The organism is Akkermansiaceae bacterium, assembly GCA_019634595.1.
Taxonomy (GTDB): Bacteria; Verrucomicrobiota; Verrucomicrobiia; order Verrucomicrobiales; family Akkermansiaceae; genus Luteolibacter.
This window is the reverse complement of record JAHCBC010000003.1, coordinates 142,563-159,992: the sequence shown is the minus strand read 5'-3', so window position 1 is coordinate 159,992 and position 17,430 is coordinate 142,563. Positions and strand designations below refer to the sequence as shown.

The window sequence follows — 17,430 nt, the reverse complement described above, 5'->3', positions numbered from 1 at the left end:
AATGCGCCTTGGGCGCTGTCCTTGGAACGGGTGGTTCCTGACCCTTTGCACACGCTGGTCTGGAGAGGGCCAACCGCCCGGAGATCAGGGACGCTTCCTGCGGAGCGTGAAAAGCCCGGCACCCATCAACAGGGAACTGAGGAAGGCCGGCTCCGGGATGGCGTCCGCGGTGAGCTGGATGTTGTCGAACCGGAAGCTGGTGGTGTTTCCCGCGTGGCCGACCGTGAACCGGATCTGGACATTCGACTGCCCCTCGATCGCGTCAAGGGACGACAGATCATAGTTCATCACCGTATAGTTGTTGGTCGTGAAACTCCCCAGGTTCGCTCCGGGCACCGAGGTGAAACTTCCCCCGCCGATGCTGTATTCGATCGCGCTGAAGGCGGAGGCACGCGGTTCGGTCCCTCCTTGGGCGGACCGGACATCCATCCGGATCAACAGGTTCTGGATGTTGGTGAGGTTGAGGGAGATGGTGAGCGCGTCGGAACCGACGGTCGAGGTTCCGTTCCAGCCGAAGGCGAAGCCCGCCCCGGTTGCATTGGCGACGCCGTTCCATGTGTTGCTCTGGAAATCCTGGAAGGAGGCCGCCCCGCCGGGCATGCCTCCGCTCCCGATCACGTGGGTGCCCGCGAGGGAGATCCCCGGCGTCACCGGAAAGGTGGATGCCGTCGCATCCGGATTGAACGAACCCCCATTGGCGACCGCATTCTGCTCCGTCTGGGCGGACCAGAAAGCGTGGACGGTCGCTCCGCGGAGTGTGCCGGAAGTTCCGCAGAGGATTGCGGGAAGGAAGATGGCGGCGGTGAGGTTTTTCATGGAGTGGGGTTCGGATTTATTCGCATGGATTGGATCACGCCGCGCACCTCTGCGTCCACCCCCCGAACGGTTGGTATTTGCGGCTTCCCCCTTCGGGCGGCGACCGTGCTAGTTTGGAGGACATGCCTTGGTCCCGTTCCTGTTTCCCACTGCTCGCCCTGGCGATGGTCAGCCAAGGGCAGGAGATCCCCGTGGTCACCCAGGCAAAGGATCTCTACCGGTTGAACCGGGCGGAGATGCTGCACCCCACACCGGTGCGCATCCGGGGCGTCGTCACCTACAACCGTGGGGATGAGTTCAACGACTTCACCATGCAGGACGAAACCGGCGGTCTGGTGGCGGATGCCCCCGGTGCCGCCAACCGGCTGATGATCGGGCTGGTCCCCGGCCAGGAGGTCGAGATCGAAGGGGTGACCATGGTGAACCCTCCACCTACGCCAAGGGTGAAGGTCGAAAAGCTCATTCCCGGCAGGATGGCAGGCCTGCCCGCACCCCTCACGTTCACTCCGGAGGCACTGCTGGGAGGGGCGGGCCGGCTTTGTCATGTCGAGTTTTCAGGCGTGATCCGGGAAGCGCACGTGGACACGAAACTGGAACCACCCAGGCTCATCCTTTCCCTCGGCCCGCCGGAGAGCAGGCTGGCGGTCTGGCTCGCCAGATTCGATGACGCATCCGTGGCCGCGTTGAAGCCGGACACCCGGGTGCGGGTCCATGGTGTCTCGATGTCATGGACCAGCGCGAACCTGCAACCCTACTCCACCTTCGTGGTCGTCCAGGATCCCACGCAGATCGAGATCCTGTCCCCTCCCGCCGATTCGGAGACCCTGCCGGTCATTCCCATAGGCCAGCTTCTTTCCACCGTGCCGGAGGGTTTCGAAAGCCGCAGGCAGCGCATTTCCGGAACGGTCACCCTCCGGTGGTCGGATGAAGCGGTGGTCATCCAGGATGAAACAGGCGGCATCCTTTCCTATCCGGCCACCGGGGAGATGCCGGAAGTGGGGGACCGGGTGGATTGCGCCGGCTTTCTCAGTCCGGACCGCGGACGGGTCATTCTGGACGAATCCTCCTACAGTGACTTCCGGCCCGGCGAGCTGCCGCGGCCGGAGATGGTTTCCGCGGATCTCCTGCTGAATGAAGCTCCGGTGAAGGACCGGGATGCGCTCCTCGTCCGTACCTCCGGCGTTTTCAGGAGTTCCGGACGCAGCGGGACCCATGGGGTTCTCCAGATGGAGGCGGACGGGGTGATGTTTGATGTGGTGCTCCCTCCGGGTGGCGTGCTTTCCGCCGACGTGCTGCCCGGCAGCAGGATCGAGGTGACGGGCGTCACCAAATTCGTTTTCACCGGCAGGTCCACCGTGGGCGGAGGCCGCGCGCTGGACCGGTTTGAGATCCACCTGCCCACCATGGCAGGGATCCGGGTGCTGTCGGCGCCCTCGTGGTGGACTCCGCACCGCTTCGCGGTGGTGGCCGGGGTGATTCTCTTTTGCCTGCTGCTTTCGCTGCTCTGGATCGTTTCGCTGCGCCGCCGCGTCGCCGCCCGCAGTGCCCTGCTGGTGAGGGAAATCCGCGCCCGCCATGAACAGCGCGTCCTGCTGGAGGAGCGCTCACGGCTGGCGGGTGACCTCCATGACACCCTCTCCCAATCGTTGTCCGGTGCCGTGGTGCAAATGGAACTCGCGGATTCGCTCGATGCATCACCCGCGGCGGAAACCCACCGCCTGCTTGCCCGCCGTCTGATCAACCGCAGCTATGAGGATCTCCGCCGCGCGGTGTGGGATCTCACCCCGAGTGTCCTGCTCAACCAGGATCTCGCCAACGCGCTCCGCTCCATCGCCGGGGAACAGTCCGCGGACCACACCTGCGAAATCACCATCGAAGCCGCGGACGATCTGCCCGGCCTCCCGGAGCGCTCCCGCTCGCATCTTCTCCGCGTCGGTCAGGAGGCCATCCACAATGCCATCCGGCACGGCGCCGCATCGGAGATCCGCGTATCCCTCAGGCAGGAGGGGGAGAACCTCGCGCTCACCATCATGGACAACGGCTCCGGCTTCGATCCCGGCCAGGTTCCCGGTCCCACGGATGGCCACTTCGGCCTCAGCTCCATGCGGAACCGCATCCTGCGGCTCGGTGGGGCGTTCAGTGTGGATACGTCCCCGGCGGGTACCCTGGTCAGTGTCACCGTCCCCATCGCTCCAGTTCCCGACTGCGCATGAAAACTCCCGTCCGTCTCCTGCTTGCCGATGATCACGCGATTGTCATCGCGGGGCTGTCCGCGCTCCTCGGCCTTGAGCCGGGGTTCGAAGTCGTGGCGACAGCGGAGGATGGTGAAGAGGCGGTCAGGAAATACGATGAACACCGGCCGGATGTGGCGTTGCTCGACCTCCGGATGCCCGGCATGGGAGGGATCGAGGCCGCCCGGCGCATCCTGACCAAACATCGCGGGGCACGCATCCTGATCATCTCCACCTTTGAGAGCGAAGAGGACATCCACCGCGCCCTCGTGGCCGGGGTCGGAGGCTATCTGCTGAAGGGGTCGAAGCGGCCGGAGCTGGTCGACGCCATCCGTACGGTTTTCGAAGGGAAGCGCTGGCTTTCCGCACCCGTTGCCCGCCTCGCCGCGGAGCGGGCGAAGCAGCCCGACCTGACCGCCCGCCAGGTGGAGGTTCTGGACCTCGTCTCAAAGGGTCTCAGTACGAAGGAAATGGCCGTCATCCTCGGCCTGACCCTGGAAGGGACAAAGCATCATCTCCAGCAGATCTACCAGAAACTCGGAGTCTCTACCCGCGCGGAAGCCACTTCCGAAGCGATGCGCCGCGGCATTCTCCACCCCGATTGAAAATTCATGAACAAGTACCTAGCACTACTCCTCAGTGGCACCATCGCCGGTGCATCCGCCCGGGAAATCCGCACGGAAATCGTCGTCTACAGTGGCGTTCCATGTGGCATCGCCGCCGCCATCACCGCCGCCCGTGAGGGCGCGGAAGTCATCCTCATCGAGCCTGAAAAACACGTCGGCGGACTGTCCACCAGCGGCATCAACACGGCGGAATCCGAGCACATGCTCAAGTGGACCATCGGTGGATTCGCGGATGAGTTCTACCGCGAACTCGGCAAGCACTACGGCAAGGGCGACAGCCCGGAATACTACTTCGAGTCCAGTGTCGCGCAGAAGGCGTATGACGCCATGCTGGCGAAATCCGGAGTCGCCATCCACCAGGGGGCACGCGTCGAAAAGGTGGCCAAGGAAGGTGGCCGCATCACCTCCATCACCCTGACCGACGGCTCCGTCGTGCATGGCAAGGTTTTCATCGATGCCAGCTACGAGGGCGACCTCATGGCCCGTGCCGGGGTGGACTACCGCATCGGCCGGGAAGCGAAGGCCGAGTTCGGCGAGGAGGCCGCGGGCGTCCGCTTTGACAAGACCACGCGCAAGGCGCCGACCGTCGATGCGGACGGAAAGCTACTCCCCGGCATCACCGCCTGGGCGAAGGACCTCAAGGAAGGTGACGCGCACCCCGCACCGATGAACTACAACTTCCGCTTCACCGTCGCGAAGGACCCGGAACTGCGGGTGCCATTCCCCGCGCCGCGGAACTATGATCCGGCGCGCTACGTCATGCTCGCCAGTTGGCTGAAGTCACGCACCGCACAGGGCCAGAAAAGCAAGTTCGAGGATGTCATCGACCTCTACTCCCGCCGCAACGGCAAGTTCGAGATGAACAACAGCCAGGCGGCCATCTTTTCGCTCGGCCACTTCGGCGGCCAGTTCGAATGGTCGGACGCCAGCTACGCGAAGCGGAAGGAGATCTTCGACGATCACATGGACTATTCGCTCGGTCTGATCCATTTCCTCGGCAACGACCCGGCGGTTCCGGAAAATGTCCGTGCGGAAGCGAAGGCCATCGGCCTCCACAAAGATGAGTTCACCGACAACGGCAACCTTCCCTACCAGCTCTATGTCCGCGAGGCACGGCGCATGCGCGGCGAGTATGTCGTCCGCCAGCAGGATGTGCAGGATGACAGGAGGAAGGACGACAGCATCGGCATCAGCAGCCACTTCATCGACAGCCACCACGTGCAGCGCCTGGCGGTTTCCGAGACGGAGTTCCTCAACGAAGGCCGCATCTGGCGGATGGGCTACGCCTTCCAGATCCCCTACCGCTCCCTGATCCCGAAGGCAGGTCAGGCGGACAACCTCCTGGTCCCCGGGGCGGCGAGCTTCACCCATGTGGCCTTCTGTACGCTGCGTCTGGAGAGTGTCTGGATGATCACCGGGCACGCGGCCGGAGTCGCCGCGGCCATGGCGTCCAAGGAGGGCGTGGCGGTCCGGAACGTCCCGATCAAGTCGCTCCAGGAAAAGCTGCGCCAGCAGAAGCAGGTCGTGGACTTCATCGAAGGACAGCCGGAGAAGTGCGAGAAGCTGAACGGCCCTCCGGAGTTCTGATTTTTCAGAATGGCAGGACCGCGACCACCGGGCGCGCCGGAGGCCGGTCCGGCCCTGCCGGGCTTTTGGAGGTCGGCCCCTGCCGTCAAACCACGTTCGTTTCCCGCGCCGCCTTTGCGAAGCTCTGGTACACCTGCTCCTTCGGTGAGTTGGTCAGGTCGGACTTCAGGCTGATCGACACTTTTTCGCGGTATTGCGGTTTCAGGTGGTCGAGGATCGCACCGTTGATCTCGCTGGGGGAGGCGAATCCCCACCAGGGGATATCCTCTTCGTCCAGGATCCTGCCGATCCTTTCCGCCACCTTGCGGAAGCTGCGGACTTCCAGCTCCGCGACCAATGGGAGGCTCTCAAACGATCCGGTGCCAGGTGTTCCACTCATGGGAAATGCGCCCGCCTGATCGGTGACCAGATCGGAAATGTTTGCGTTCCCTTCCTTGAAGGAAGCGTTGTCGATCGGTTGCAGGGAATCGTTTTCGGTTTTGCGGTAGGCGACCAGATGTCCCCGGTTCGCTGCGATGATGATGGAAGGTAGGTTCATGGATTTCTATGGATTTGGGATGATCCACTTCCTTCCGCAGGGTCCATGCCATCCTCAGGAGGCAAAGGGAATGGAGCGATCAGGGCCGCATCCCCAGACCCGTCTTGCATTTCGCGCCCGCTGGGGGTTGCACCCTGCAAATCCTAGGTGGATTCAATGACGCTTCCGCATTGATGCCTCCGTGGATACCGCCTATTCCTTCCTGCCTCCGGAAAATCCGGGCGGGTCCTGGGCGGGGACTTTCAGCTCGGCGCGCAGGCGGTCCACTTCGCGGTGGAGTTCGTCGCGGACGGCGGCCTGGGCCGGGTCGTCATAGATGCTGCGGAGTTCATGCGGATCCGTCTGGAGGTCATACAGCTCCCAGTAGTCCACATCCGGCGCGTAGAAGTGGACCAGCTTGTGGCGGGCGGTCACCACGCCGTAGTGCGGGCGCACGCGATGGGGCATGGGGTATTCGTAGTAGTGGTAGTAAAAGCTTTTCCGCCAGTCGTCCGGCGTCTTTCCGGAAAGGACGGGGACGAGGCTGCGGCCTTGGACTCCCTCGTGCGGGGCGACGCCCGCCGCTTCATAGAATGTCTGGGCGAAGTCCACGGTGGAAACGAGATCGTCGTTGACCGAGCCGGGCTTCGTAACGCCGGGCCATTTGACCAGCAGCGGCGTGCGCAGGGATTCCTCGAAGATCCAGCGCTTGTCGAACCAGCCATGTTCGCCGAGGAAGAAGCCCTGGTCGGATGAGAAGACGATGATGGTCTTGTCGGCGATGCCTTCCTTGTCCAGGTAGTCCAGCAGCTTGCCCACGCTTTCGTCCACGGACTTCACGGTGCCCAGATAGTCGTGCAGGTAGCGGTTGTAGCGCCAGCGGACCAGGTCATTTCCCTGGAGTTTGGCTTCGTGGAAGGCCTTGTTACGGGGCTCGTAGTAGGCTTCCCACTCCGTCCGCTGATCCGGAGTGAGGCGGGGCTGGGCGTTGAGCTTCGCGTCGCGCGGGGTGAAGGTTTTCTCCAGCGTCATGTCCTGCTCGCGGACGGCCTGGCCCCTGCCCGCGTAGTCGTCGAAGAGGGTCGGCGGCTCGGGATACTTGCGGTCGTTGTCGTGGTTCAGGTGGCGCAGCGCGGGCGCCCATTCGCGGTGCGGGGCCTTGTGCTGGGCCATCAGCAGAAAGGGCCGCGACTTGTCCCGCTTTTCCAGCCAGCCGATGCTGTGGTCGGTGATGATGTCCGTGACGTAACCGTCCTCGGTGATCTTCTCCCCGTTGCGGATGAAGTCCGGTTGGTAGTAGGCCCCCTGTCCCGGCAGGATCTCCCAATGGTCGAAGCCGGTGGGATCGCTCACCAGGTGCCATTTTCCGACGATGGCGGTCTGGTAGCCATTTTTTTGGAGCGTCTTCGGGAAGGTCGGCTGCGATCCGTCAAAGCGGCTGTTCGAGTTGTTCGGGAAGCCGTTGAGGTGGGAGTATTTTCCGGTCAGGACGGTGGCCCGGCTGGGGCCGCAGATGGAGTTGGGCACCAGCGCGCGGTTGAAGCGCATGCCCTCGCGGGCGATCCGGTCGAGGTTCGGCGTGTCCAGAAGCTTGCGGGATTCCCCGTAGGAACTGATCGCCTGGTAGGCGAGGTCGTCGGTGAAGATGAAAAGGATGTTCGGGCGTTCGGTCGCCGCGCGGAGGCAGGGCAGGAACAGTACCGCGGAGGCGAAAAGAGCGGGTAGCTTGAAGGAAGGCATCATCAAAGGCTTTCGGGAGTTTTGCAGGGAACGGCGATCCATTGCAAACACCGGAAAGTGGCGAAAGTCGCATGGAATCCATCTTCGGATGCCCCCGGAGAAAGGCATATCGATCCTACGGCGATGAAGTGCCATCGGCGGCGGCCTGCTTCCGCTTCCTCAACCATTTCCCGATGAGCACACCCGCGGAGATCACCACGATCCCGACGTAGATCCACGTGACGTCCATATGAACCGCCGCCGCGGCGGCCCCCACGGGGATGATGCAGAACAGGATGTACACCGTACCACCCACCCAGCAGTAGATGCGGAAAGGAACGCCCGTGAGGGCTAGCAGATACAGCTTGAACGCATAGGGCGGACCATGGACGGAGGCGAAGAGGACGGTGTACCACACACGGTTCCCCTCATCGATCTCCGGCACCTTGTGGCCCCTCTTTTCCGCCAGGCGGCGGAGGCGTTCGTCCAGATAGCTATGGGATATCCAGTAGGCGGCCAGGTGGTGGAAATAAATGCAAGCGGTGGTGATCGCCATGCCCCAGCCGAGACCGAAGCGGATGCCCGCAAGGATGAGAAGGATGCTCAGCGGAAAGCCGAGCAGCGGCAGGAACAGGAAGGCGAGGATGAACCACACGGCAGGCAGGCTTTTGCCGTAGGCGATGATGGATTCCTTCGTCAGGGATTCCCGGTTCGCATAGACCAGCCAGCCGAGGAGCGCGGCGACCGCCACCCAGGCGATGATTTTCCATGCCTTCATTGGGGCACCTCCATTTCCAGTTCCACGCATAGCGGCAGGTGGTCGGACGCGACGACCGCGGTGTGGCCGTGGGGGATGGTGATGCTCCGCACCTTGAAATGGCGGCTGATGAAAACGTGGTCCAGGCGGGCGAGGGGACGCATGCTGGGAAAGGTGGGGCGGGGCCGGTGCTGCGGGAGGGAGAGCTGCGCGTCCTGGTAGCGTTCGCTGATCCGCTTCCACGCGACGGAGCGGCGGGTCGAGTTGAAGTCACCGCAGAGGATGACCGGCTCGTCATCGGGTATGGAGCCGAGCCATCCGTCACCCATCAGGGCGGCGGCCTGGCGGTTGCGCTCATCCCTGCCGAGGCCGAAGTGGGTGTTGATGAAGTGGACGTCCCGCCCGGTTTCCTCACGACCCAGCTTGACCCAGATGGCCCCGCGTGCCTCGCGCAGGCGGGATGGCTCCGCCTTTGTCAGCAGGCCTGTTTTCACCGGCTCGAAGGGCAGCGGGGAGAACACGGCGATGCCATACTTCTCCTTTTCCTCCTCCAGCATGGAGTGGAAGACGTGGCGGAACTCCAGGTGTCTGGCGATGAGATCCGCCTGGTCGTGCTCCGCGCTGCGCAGGCGGTGGGCGTCCACCTCCTGCAACGCGATGATGTCCGGATGGAACCGGTTGATGACCCGGGCCACGCGCTCCGGCCGGAGCTTCCCGTCGATGCCGACACAACTGTGTATGTTGTAGGTCATGACGCGCAGGATGGTCTTTCCGCTGCGCACGGGGCGGACGGGTTTCGCCACCGCGCGCTTGCCGTCGAGGAATTCCCTGCCGAGCTGATAGAGGTTTCCACCGCGGATGGGGCCGTGCGCCGGATTCACCGCGGGTTCGTGTTCAAAGTGCTCCGGCAACAGGAGGAAACCATGCGTCTCCTGGGAACCGGGACCACCGTGGGCACCGTTCTCCGGAGGGAAACTGATGGGGGATCCCGGCCTCCAGCCGCTGATGATGAGGTCCCCGGCATCCGGGTGGGCGCACAGTGCGACGAGGTCTTTCCCCGCCTCCTCCAGAAACGGATGGTCCCCGCCCAGCAAGCGATCCGCTTGTTGCGGAAGTTCCAGAACGCCGGAGGGAGTGATGGCGGTGGCTTGGTTGCCCCCGTCCTCCGCCGGGATGAGGACGCAGGGAATGCGGGCTTTCTCCACCAGCGCGCCGGCATAGCGCCGCAGTTCATCTGCAGGCAGTCCCGTGGGCAGGTAGATGTGGCCGACCGGCCCCATGGCGGCGACGATGATTTCCTTCCCATGGACCGGCTGCGGCCTGCCGGTGGAGCGCAGCTTTTTCCGCCGGTTGGTGGTGCCCAGCACCTTCTGCGCCCCGCCCGCATCCACCACGGCGAATCCTGCCAGCGGGCCTTCGCGGAACACCCCGCCCAGCGCCTCTCCCAGTGGACGGCCATTCTCCGTCTCATACGGCGTGGTCCGCTCCTGCCCGTGGTCGGAGTAGATGATCAGCTCGAAATCCCGGTAGTCGGAGCGGATGGCGGCGCGCTGGATGTCACGGATCGCGTCATCGATGCCCTTCAGCGTCCAGTGGGCGAAGGCGGAGTCCGGTCCGCGGCGGTGGGCCTGTTCATCATAGCCCAGGAAGTTCGCGTGGATCACCCGCACGCCGCGCTCGATGTCCAGCAGCACGCGGAAGCGGATGAACTCCCGCAGCATGATGCAGATGCCCACCCGTGCCGGGATGAACAGCAGTTCCCGGAGCAGGTTCTGCCGCTCGAAGAGGCCGCGCACGCAGTCGATGAAGGCGAGGAAAAATTCGATCACCGCGAGCGAAAGGACACGCAGGATCTTCATGAGGTACACCATGGAGAGCAGCAGCCATTTCAGCGGCCGCGCCTTCCGCCACATCACGGCGGGGGAGAGATCCTGCGAGCAGTACCACGATCCGGCGCATCCCGCCTGATAGATGTTCGAGTAGGTGTGGCCCCCTTCCAGCAGGGCCGGTCCGCCTTTTTCCCTGAGCATGTCTTCGATGACCTCGGAAGACTTCGCGTCATACATGCGGAAGACATCCCCGGACGCGCGGTGGAGGAACTGGAAGGCCGGAACGGCGGCGCGCACTCCGTAGAACAGCTCGCCCTGCACCGCCGGGGTCGTCGAGGGCACTCCGGAGTAGAAGCTGTGGAGGTGGAACTGCCGCCGCCGCAGGGTGCGGGCGATGTGGGGCAGGTTCTTGTTGGCGAGCGCCTTTTCGAACTGCGGCCGGGAAAGCCCGTCGATCTGGATCATGATCAGGCCCGGGCTGGGGTTGTGCCCCTTTGGCACGGAGACGCCCAGCAGACGCGCCGCCCAGTGCGTCCGGCTCAGTTTGCGGCGCATCCACCGCATCCGCGCTCCGATCCTGCTAATCAATCTTCGCCTCCGTTGCTGGGGTTGCAGTGACGACCGCCGCCACCGCGGCGAGCTTCGCGACGGTGAGATCCCACTCGACGCCGATGCCGTTGAGCAGCCGGTCCCATAGGGTGAAATCCTCCGCACGGTCTTGCGCGGCGGCGGCGACGAGTTCCTCGTAAAGCGAGATGATGCGGTCCGTGGTCACGTCCCGGTCATACTCCGCGGCGGTGGCGGAGGCCCCTTCCGCACAGCGGCTGCGGAAATCATGGTCCGAAAGGATGCGGTGGAGTGCCTCCGCGTATTCCTCCACGGGAGCATCCCCGGCCAGCATGGTGCCGTTCCCGCCGTCCTTCATGATCTCCCGCACGCCGGGGCCATCCAGCGCGACGACGGGCACGCCCGCCGCCATCGCCTCCGCCAGCACCATGCCCTGGGTCTCCGACTGCGAGGCGAAGACGAACACATCCATCGACGCATAGGCGTTGGCCAGATCGGTGCCGTGCAACGAGCCGGGGGCAATGATGCGGTCGCTGCCGATGAGGTCGATCATGGCCTGCTTTTCCGGGCCATCGCCGACCAGGACGAACCATGCCTCCGCGTGCCGGGCGAGCGCGGCTTTCACCGCCTCCGTCAGGTAGCGAAGGTTCTTTTCCTCCGCCAGCCGCCCGACATGGCCGATGACGGTGGCCCCCTCCGGGATGCGGTGCAGTTCACGGAAGGCGCCGCAATCCGCCGACGCGAAAGCAGCCGTGTCGATGCCCGTGGGAATGGCTTCGATGGGTGTGGTGACCCCGCGTTCCACCAGCAGGCGGGCGACGCTCTCGCTGGGGGCGATGATCCTGCTGCACAGGTTGCAGTATTCCGTGGCGAGCTGGATGGCCACCCGCTTCAGCGCGTCGGAGTCCAGCGGTACGTAGTGCGTGTAGCGTTCGTAAAGCGTGTGGTGGGTGAAGACGATGGGCATCCTGACCTTCCATGCCTCCCTCAGCGCGGAGTCTCCCAGCAGGAAGGGGTGGTGGCTGTGGATGATGTCCGGCTGGAAGTATTCCAGGAAATCACTGATGAGGTTCAGCGAGGGCAGCCGCACGCTGAAGTCACTGCCGTTGAAATTCTGGATCGCCGGGACGCGCAGGACGTCCGGGCTTTCCTCCGCCATGTCGGACTCCGGGGCGATGACGCAGACCTCGTGCCCGCGCTTGCGGCACTCGTCCTCCAGCGTCTTCACCGATCTGGCGACCCCGCCGACGTGCGGCAGGTAGGTGTTCGTGAACATCGCGATTCTCATGATGGGAGGGGCGTGAGGGGGTGCGGGGCATTGGCCGCCGCGTCCGGGATGGGCAGGTATCCCGGTATGGAGATCACAATTTGCGGAGGCGCGCCGTTCCAGATGGCATCGACGCGGACGGCCTCATCCTTGATGGTCACGCTGACCTCACCCCACAGCGTGTGGGTCGGGCCGAAGCTGGCGGAGCCATCCCCATGCATCCACTCCGGCAGGATGCCGGAACCGATGACGAGTGACCGGGTGGACTCCTCTTCATAGACGAAGGCGTTGCGGATGATCATGATCCACTCGCCCGCGGCCCAGCCGTGCTGGCCGTCGCCCATGCAGCCGCCGAGCGTGTTCGGGTGGATGGCTTCCGGCCACTGGCCGGTGGGTGAGGCGAGGTCCGCCACCGTCCGCACCAACTTTCCATAGGCGGGATCGCCGCCACGCAGGCAGGTCTGCGCGAGGTCCAGGGTGAGGTAGGCATTGATGCCGGAGTGGATCATTTCCTGGAAGAATCCGTCGCGGAAAGAGCAACGGTCCATCAGGTAGCGGGAGGTTGCCATCAACCGTTCCTCGCCGGGCGGGTAGAGCTGCAGCGGGTAGTCCGCCACCATGGAGCCGACGGCCCCGGCATCCATCCGGCGGGACGGCGCGGCGGGGATGGCCCCGCGTGAGCGCTTCGCGGGGATGCCCTCCAGGCTTTTCTCCAGGCTGTCGGTGTATTCCTCCGCGAGCTTTTCCGCTTCCTCCGCGTGGTCATGTTCGCCGTATTTTTTCCAATAGTCGGCGATGGCGCGCAGTCCGCCGATGGCCCAGAAGTCATCCCAGTAGTAGAAATCGTTCGGCCCCAGGTGTTCCGCGCTGAAGCCCGCGGGCAACAGCCCGGCGGTGCCGTGCGGCGCATCCGCGGGGAGGCGTTTCTTCGAAAGCCAGCGGGTACCTTTGACAAGCGCGTGCTCCATCGTGTCGTCCAGCCGCTTGCCGGTGACGGCGGCGAACCGCGCGGCGATCCACAGTACCTGGCCGTTGGAGTCCCACTCGCCCTCCTGCGAGGAGAAGTAGCCACCGAGGGTCTGGCGTGATGGGAAGCGCGAGAGGATCCTTTCCGCACGCCCGGTCAGGCCCATGGCCAGCATGGGGTTCAGCATCAGGCAGGCATCTCGGAACCAGAAGCGGCGGTAGGTGTTCGGGCCGGGCACCAGCTCATCCGCAGAAAGCAGGAGCAACGTGCGCACCGCGGCGTCGTAGAGGAACTGGATCTTCCCATCCGCGACGGAAAGCCGGGCCGTGGGCTGGATGGCGACATCCCATGGGGTGGCTGCGGCTTCCGGCAGTTTCAGGCCGCGCTGTTCCATTTCTTCCGTCAGCGGGATGAAGACGGTGAGCTGCCTTTCCGCTCCGGCGGAGATGGGGAAAAGGGCGGCTGCGGTGGCCATCCCGGCATCACAGGTGATGGAGGAGGTTTCCTGCGAAGAGGCCAAATCATTGTGGACGTCGCCCTCCTCATAGTGGGCCATGCGCAGGCCGGAAGGGGCCTCGCTGAAACGGACGGTGGTCTTTTTGTTGATCTCCAGCCCGTCGCCGGGACCGTTGATGTGGATGTCGTCGATGAACTGGATGCCCTCCGGGTTGTAGGGGCGGATGGCGGCGATGAGCCAGCCCGCCTTGTCAGAGGTGGCGTTGACCTGAACCTCAACCGTAGGGGTGGTGCCGTCCAGCATCATGGCGACTTCGCTGCGGATGCGGAAGCTGCTTTTCTCCGCCACCGTCTCCACCCGCAAGCCGGGTTCCACATGGAGGGTCTGGGTGACCTGCGACTCTTCGAGCTTTGATGGCAGCAGGCGTGCGCCGTCCTTCGTCACGATCCAAAAGTCCACCGACCATCCGTCATGCAGCGGCGTGACCAGTCCTCGCGGATCGACGATGGGGTAGATGGGGATCTCCGGCAGACCGACGGCGGTCCAGTTGCGGTGGGTGAGGTTGATGTGGCTGAAGGAAAACGCGCGCGGGACGAAGGAAGGGTCGCCCGGTTTGAACTGGCGTTCCACCCAGAATGGCCACACCCAGTCGAGGTTGTGCTGGATCGCCTTCACGTTCACGAGGCCGCGGGCGTGGAAGACGATGCCCGCACGGAGCAGCTCGATGGGTTCCTGAACCTCCGAAGGACGGGCGAAGGCCCGCAACCGTGCGAGCCAGGAAATCGGATCCATCACCCCATACCGGCGGGCGGCGAAGCGGATGATGAATCTCCATGGAAGAAAGCGCAGCATGTCTGCCCGTTCCTTTCGCAAGCGTCATGCCATAGCCAGAAGCTGGGTGCCGCAACGTTTCCGTCCGGGCTGGGAGCGGTGGTGTCCGCTGTCTCCGCACGGTGGGCGTGCAGTTCGCAATTTTCATTTGATTGGACGGCTGGGAGTGCCGGTCTTCAGAACGGCATCTTCAAGCCAATCCGGACGGGGGATGTTTATACTCCGGGGCCACTTCCTTCCAAGACCAAGTGGTGTAGCGCAGACACCGGTTTTGGAAGATTTGGAAACCACTGATTTCACTGATTTACTGATTCAGAATTGGAAGGCGCACCCGCTGCGAATGGATGTGCCCGAGCACTCTCTTCAAATCAGTAAATCAGTGGAATCAGTGGTAATCTAACCGCTTTTCTCCAAGCGATCCCCCAAACGATGCTCCGGCCCCTCACCCCCGCGCCAGCCGCAGATCCTCCACAAACCTCCGATATTCGCTCTCCCGCTTCCGGACGTCGGGGATGCGCAGGAGGTAGGAGGGATGGACGGTCAGGATCACCCGCGGGGCCACCTTGGACGGGAGGAGTCCGCGGAATTTCGCCACCGCCACACCTTTCCCGAGAACCGCTCGGGCGGCGGTCGATCCCAAGAGAAGGAGCACCTCCGGCTTGATGTGGCCCAGCTCGCCCAGCAACCATGGCCGGCAGGCGTCGATCTCGGTGGCGTCCGGTTTCTGGTGGAGGCGGATCTTTCCGCGCGGGGTCCATTTGAAATGCTTCACCGCGTTCGTCACATAGGCGGCCTGCCGGTCGAGGCCCGCCTCCGCCAGGGCGCGGTCGAGCAACTTTCCGGCAGGACCGACGAAGGCCAGCCCGGCGATGTCCTCCTTGTCCCCCGGTTGCTCGCCGACGATCATGAGGCGCGCGTCCGCCGGACCGTTCCCGAACACCGTGCAGGTCGCGTCCGCCCACAGCGGGCAGGCGCGGCAGTGGGAGGCGAGGCGGCGCAGATCCTCCAGGGAGGCCGTCACCGCCGGGACGCTTTCCACCGGTGGCGCGGCGTCCAGGTCGCGCAGCTTCGCCAGATAGGGCAGGGCGGGCGCCTGCTTTTCCCGGCTGGGTTCCTTTTCCAGCATGTGATCGACCCGGGGCCGGCTGGCGGCGATGAGGCCGGGGATCTGTGCGGCTTCCGGCAGGTTCTTCCAGTAGCGCTTTGGCATCTCCGTCTGCATCATTTTCGTCTTCAGCCGCGCGGGGTTGAAGATGCTGCGGTAGTAGGTGCTCCACGCGGACTCCAGCGCGTCCGCGTCCGCGATGGGATTCACCGGGATGCCGGGGGAGTGGGTGACGGTCCCGCCGATCCAGTGGATGCAGCCTTTCGGCGTGAAGATGCTCCAGTCCATGTTGGCGAAGCGTGCCCTGAAAAACGGCGCGGCCGCCTGGACCACGTGGTGCTCCGGCTCGAACCACGCGGCGTAGCGCTCGCGCCCGGTCGTCTCGTCCGTGGAGATCAGCTTGAAGCGGACGAAGGCGTGCATCTTGTGGATTTCCCGCCGCACGTTCTTCGCCATGGTCGCCGCGCGGACCACATCCGCATCACTGGAGATCTCCAGCAGGTGCTTTTCCCCGCCGAGGGCGATCCTCCACAGCAGGCGGTAAAGCAGCGCCCACCGTTCGTCATCCGCGTGGCAGGAAACCTCCGACGCGAGCTTCAGGAAAGCGGCTGGCACCTTCGCCGTCGGGACGGGAGCGGCGGGCGCCAGGTTGTCCGGCACACCGCCGAAGAGGGAATCCGCGTTCCACATCACCTCCTCCGGCGGCACGCCTTTCTCCAGCAGGGATCTGGAAAGATCCCGCCATCCGTTGAAGCCGCCATCGACCGTCACGCTGACCATCATCGGGAAAAGAGATCGAGTTGCACGGGTTTCGGCGCGAAGCGGGAGCGGAGGGAGTCGGAGTCCAGCTCCAGCAATGACGGACGGTGGTCCGCCAGCACCACGAACGGCCGGACCTTTTCCAGCGACACCCGCAGCCGCGCGAGATCCGCCAGGCGGATCTTCGCAAAGCGGCGGATGGACAGGATGCGGTCCACGTTCCGCACGCCCAGGCCGGGCACCCGCAGCAACGACTCCCGGCTGGCGGTGTGGACGTCCAGCGGGAACTCATGGCGGTTCCGCAGCGCCCACGAAAGCTTCGGGTCGATGTCCAGGTCGAGGTTCGGCCGCGCGGCATCGACGATCTCGCCGGTGCCGAATCCATAGTGCCGCATGAGCCAGTCCGCCTGGTAGAGCCGGTGTTCCCGCACCAGCGGCGGGGACTTCAGCGGCAGGATGCCGGAGGAGTCCGGGATGGGGCTGAAGGCGGAGTAATAGACCCTCTTCAGCCGGTAGGAGCGGTAAAGCTCGTCCGAGCGGGAGAGGAAATCCGAGTCCGTGGAGGCATCCGCGCCGACGATGACTTGCGTGCTTTGTCCGGTCGCGTGGCGCAGCTTCTTGTCCCCGTCCTTCTTCCGCTCCACGGCCTCCTCCAGCTTGTGGCGGATGCGGCCCATCGCCTGCTTCGTCCGGGCGAGGTTCTTTTCCGGTGCCAGTTGGTCCAGCGCCTCCTGCCGTGGCAGCTCCAGGTTGATGCTGATGCGGTCCGCATGCCGCGCGGCTTCCTCGATCAGGCCCGGCGATGCCTCCGGGATGGTCTTCAGGTGGATGTAGCCGCGGAAGTCATGCACCTCCCGCAGCGTGCGGGCGACGGCGACCACCTGCTCCATCGTGTGGTCCGCGTCCCGGATGATGCCGGAGCTGAGGAACAGCCCCTCGATGTAGTTGCGCTTGTAGAAGTCGAGCGTGAGCTTCACCGCCTCCTCCACCGTGAATGCCGCGCGCCGCACGTTGCTGGATCTACGGTTGATACAGTAGTGGCAATCATAGATGCAGCGGTTGGTCAGCAGGATCTTCAGCAGGGAGATGCACCGCCCGTCCGGCGCGTAGCTGTGGCAGATGCCCGCGCCGCCGGTGGAGCCGACGCCCTTTCCATCCAGCGAGTTTTTCCGCACCGCGCCGGAACTCGCGCAGGAGGCGTCGTATTTCGCGGCATCGGCGAGGATGGCGAGCTTGGTTTCCAGTTTCATGTTCTTATGAACACTATTCGGGTTTTTGGAGAAATCCACCCCGATTTCCTGTCATGATGATGGGAAAATGGGGGGGATACCGTGGGGGACCGGAGCTGTTTCCCTGATAAACGTCCACCCCGCCGAAGCTCTCACGAGCTTCGCT

General features: G+C 64.3%; 12 protein-coding genes. 3 read left to right on the top strand and 9 right to left on the bottom strand.

Annotated features, from left to right (window positions below; translation table 11 throughout):
- Positions 1-84: 84 nt before the first annotated feature.
- Complete coding sequence (locus KF712_11325; protein MBX3741575.1) at positions 85-816, bottom strand: PEP-CTERM sorting domain-containing protein; 732 nt, start codon at positions 814-816, stop codon at positions 85-87.
- 122 nt (positions 817-938) lie between these two features.
- On the opposite strand from KF712_11325, the gene KF712_11320 reads away from it, so the two are divergent.
- From KF712_11320 to KF712_11310, 3 genes are read left to right on the top strand one after another with little or no spacing between them, the layout of a single operon-like run.
- Positions 939-3,029 carry a sensor histidine kinase gene (locus KF712_11320; protein MBX3741574.1) on the top strand — a complete coding sequence of 697 codons (2,091 nt, stop codon included), beginning with the start codon at positions 939-941 and terminating at the stop codon, positions 3,027-3,029.
- The gene (locus KF712_11315) at positions 3,026-3,652 is read left to right on the top strand and encodes a response regulator transcription factor (protein ID MBX3741573.1); all 627 of its coding nucleotides are present in this window, start codon (positions 3,026-3,028) and stop codon (positions 3,650-3,652) included. The genes KF712_11320 and KF712_11315 overlap by 4 nt, the downstream gene beginning before the upstream one ends.
- Before the next feature lie 6 nt (positions 3,653-3,658).
- A complete protein-coding gene (locus KF712_11310; GenBank protein ID MBX3741572.1) occupies positions 3,659-5,260 on the top strand; it encodes an FAD-dependent oxidoreductase in 1,602 nt (533 codons plus the stop codon).
- A gap of 85 nt (positions 5,261-5,345) precedes the next feature.
- Here KF712_11310 and KF712_11305 read toward each other — a convergent pair whose 3' ends face one another.
- From KF712_11305 to KF712_11270, 8 genes are all read right to left on the bottom strand, one after another.
- On the bottom strand, positions 5,346-5,798 hold the full coding sequence (locus KF712_11305) for a host attachment protein (GenBank protein ID MBX3741571.1): 453 nt from the start codon (positions 5,796-5,798) through the stop codon (positions 5,346-5,348).
- Positions 5,799-5,990: 192 nt separating this feature from the next.
- Positions 5,991-7,520, bottom strand: coding sequence for a sulfatase (locus tag KF712_11300; protein ID MBX3741570.1), 1,530 nt, complete (start codon positions 7,518-7,520; stop codon positions 5,991-5,993).
- A 112-nt stretch (positions 7,521-7,632) separates the two neighbouring features.
- The gene (locus tag KF712_11295; GenBank protein ID MBX3741569.1) at positions 7,633-8,274 is read right to left on the bottom strand and encodes a VTT domain-containing protein; all 642 of its coding nucleotides are present in this window, start codon (positions 8,272-8,274) and stop codon (positions 7,633-7,635) included.
- Positions 8,271-10,637: an endonuclease/exonuclease/phosphatase family protein gene (locus tag KF712_11290; GenBank protein ID MBX3741568.1), complete on the bottom strand. Its 2,367-nt coding sequence runs from the start codon at positions 10,635-10,637 to the stop codon at positions 8,271-8,273. Before KF712_11290 ends, KF712_11295 begins: the two co-directional genes overlap by 4 nt.
- Positions 10,638-10,662: 25 nt before the next feature.
- On the bottom strand, positions 10,663-11,937 hold the full coding sequence (locus KF712_11285) for a glycosyltransferase (protein ID MBX3741567.1): 1,275 nt from the start codon (positions 11,935-11,937) through the stop codon (positions 10,663-10,665).
- Positions 11,934-14,192, bottom strand: coding sequence for a hypothetical protein (locus KF712_11280; protein ID MBX3741566.1), 2,259 nt, complete (start codon positions 14,190-14,192; stop codon positions 11,934-11,936). Before KF712_11280 ends, KF712_11285 begins: the two co-directional genes overlap by 4 nt.
- Before the next feature lie 421 nt (positions 14,193-14,613).
- Entirely contained in the window at positions 14,614-16,059 is a 1,446-nt protein-coding gene (locus KF712_11275) for a UdgX family uracil-DNA binding protein (protein MBX3741565.1), read from the bottom strand.
- Complete coding sequence (locus tag KF712_11270) at positions 16,056-17,285, bottom strand: putative DNA modification/repair radical SAM protein (protein ID MBX3741564.1); 1,230 nt, start codon at positions 17,283-17,285, stop codon at positions 16,056-16,058. The genes KF712_11275 and KF712_11270 overlap by 4 nt, the downstream gene beginning before the upstream one ends.
- Positions 17,286-17,430: the final 145 nt, after the last annotated feature.

Coding starts and splice junctions, on each gene's coding strand:
- KF712_11325 (MBX3741575.1), bottom strand. CDS start 816: ATGAAAAACCTCACCGCCGCCATCTTCCTTCCCGCAATCCTCTGCGGA.
- KF712_11320 (MBX3741574.1), top strand. CDS start 939: ATGCCTTGGTCCCGTTCCTGTTTCCCACTGCTCGCCCTGGCGATGGTC.
- KF712_11315 (MBX3741573.1), top strand. CDS start 3,026: ATGAAAACTCCCGTCCGTCTCCTGCTTGCCGATGATCACGCGATTGTC.
- KF712_11310 (MBX3741572.1), top strand. CDS start 3,659: ATGAACAAGTACCTAGCACTACTCCTCAGTGGCACCATCGCCGGTGCA.
- KF712_11305 (MBX3741571.1), bottom strand. CDS start 5,798: ATGAACCTACCTTCCATCATCATCGCAGCGAACCGGGGACATCTGGTC.
- KF712_11300 (MBX3741570.1), bottom strand. CDS start 7,520: ATGATGCCTTCCTTCAAGCTACCCGCTCTTTTCGCCTCCGCGGTACTG.
- KF712_11295 (MBX3741569.1), bottom strand. CDS start 8,274: ATGAAGGCATGGAAAATCATCGCCTGGGTGGCGGTCGCCGCGCTCCTC.
- KF712_11290 (MBX3741568.1), bottom strand. CDS start 10,637: ATGCGCCGCAAACTGAGCCGGACGCACTGGGCGGCGCGTCTGCTGGGC.
- KF712_11285 (MBX3741567.1), bottom strand. CDS start 11,937: ATGAGAATCGCGATGTTCACGAACACCTACCTGCCGCACGTCGGCGGG.
- KF712_11280 (MBX3741566.1), bottom strand. CDS start 14,192: ATGCTGCGCTTTCTTCCATGGAGATTCATCATCCGCTTCGCCGCCCGC.
- KF712_11275 (MBX3741565.1), bottom strand. CDS start 16,059: ATGATGGTCAGCGTGACGGTCGATGGCGGCTTCAACGGATGGCGGGAT.
- KF712_11270 (MBX3741564.1), bottom strand. CDS start 17,285: ATGAAACTGGAAACCAAGCTCGCCATCCTCGCCGATGCCGCGAAATAC.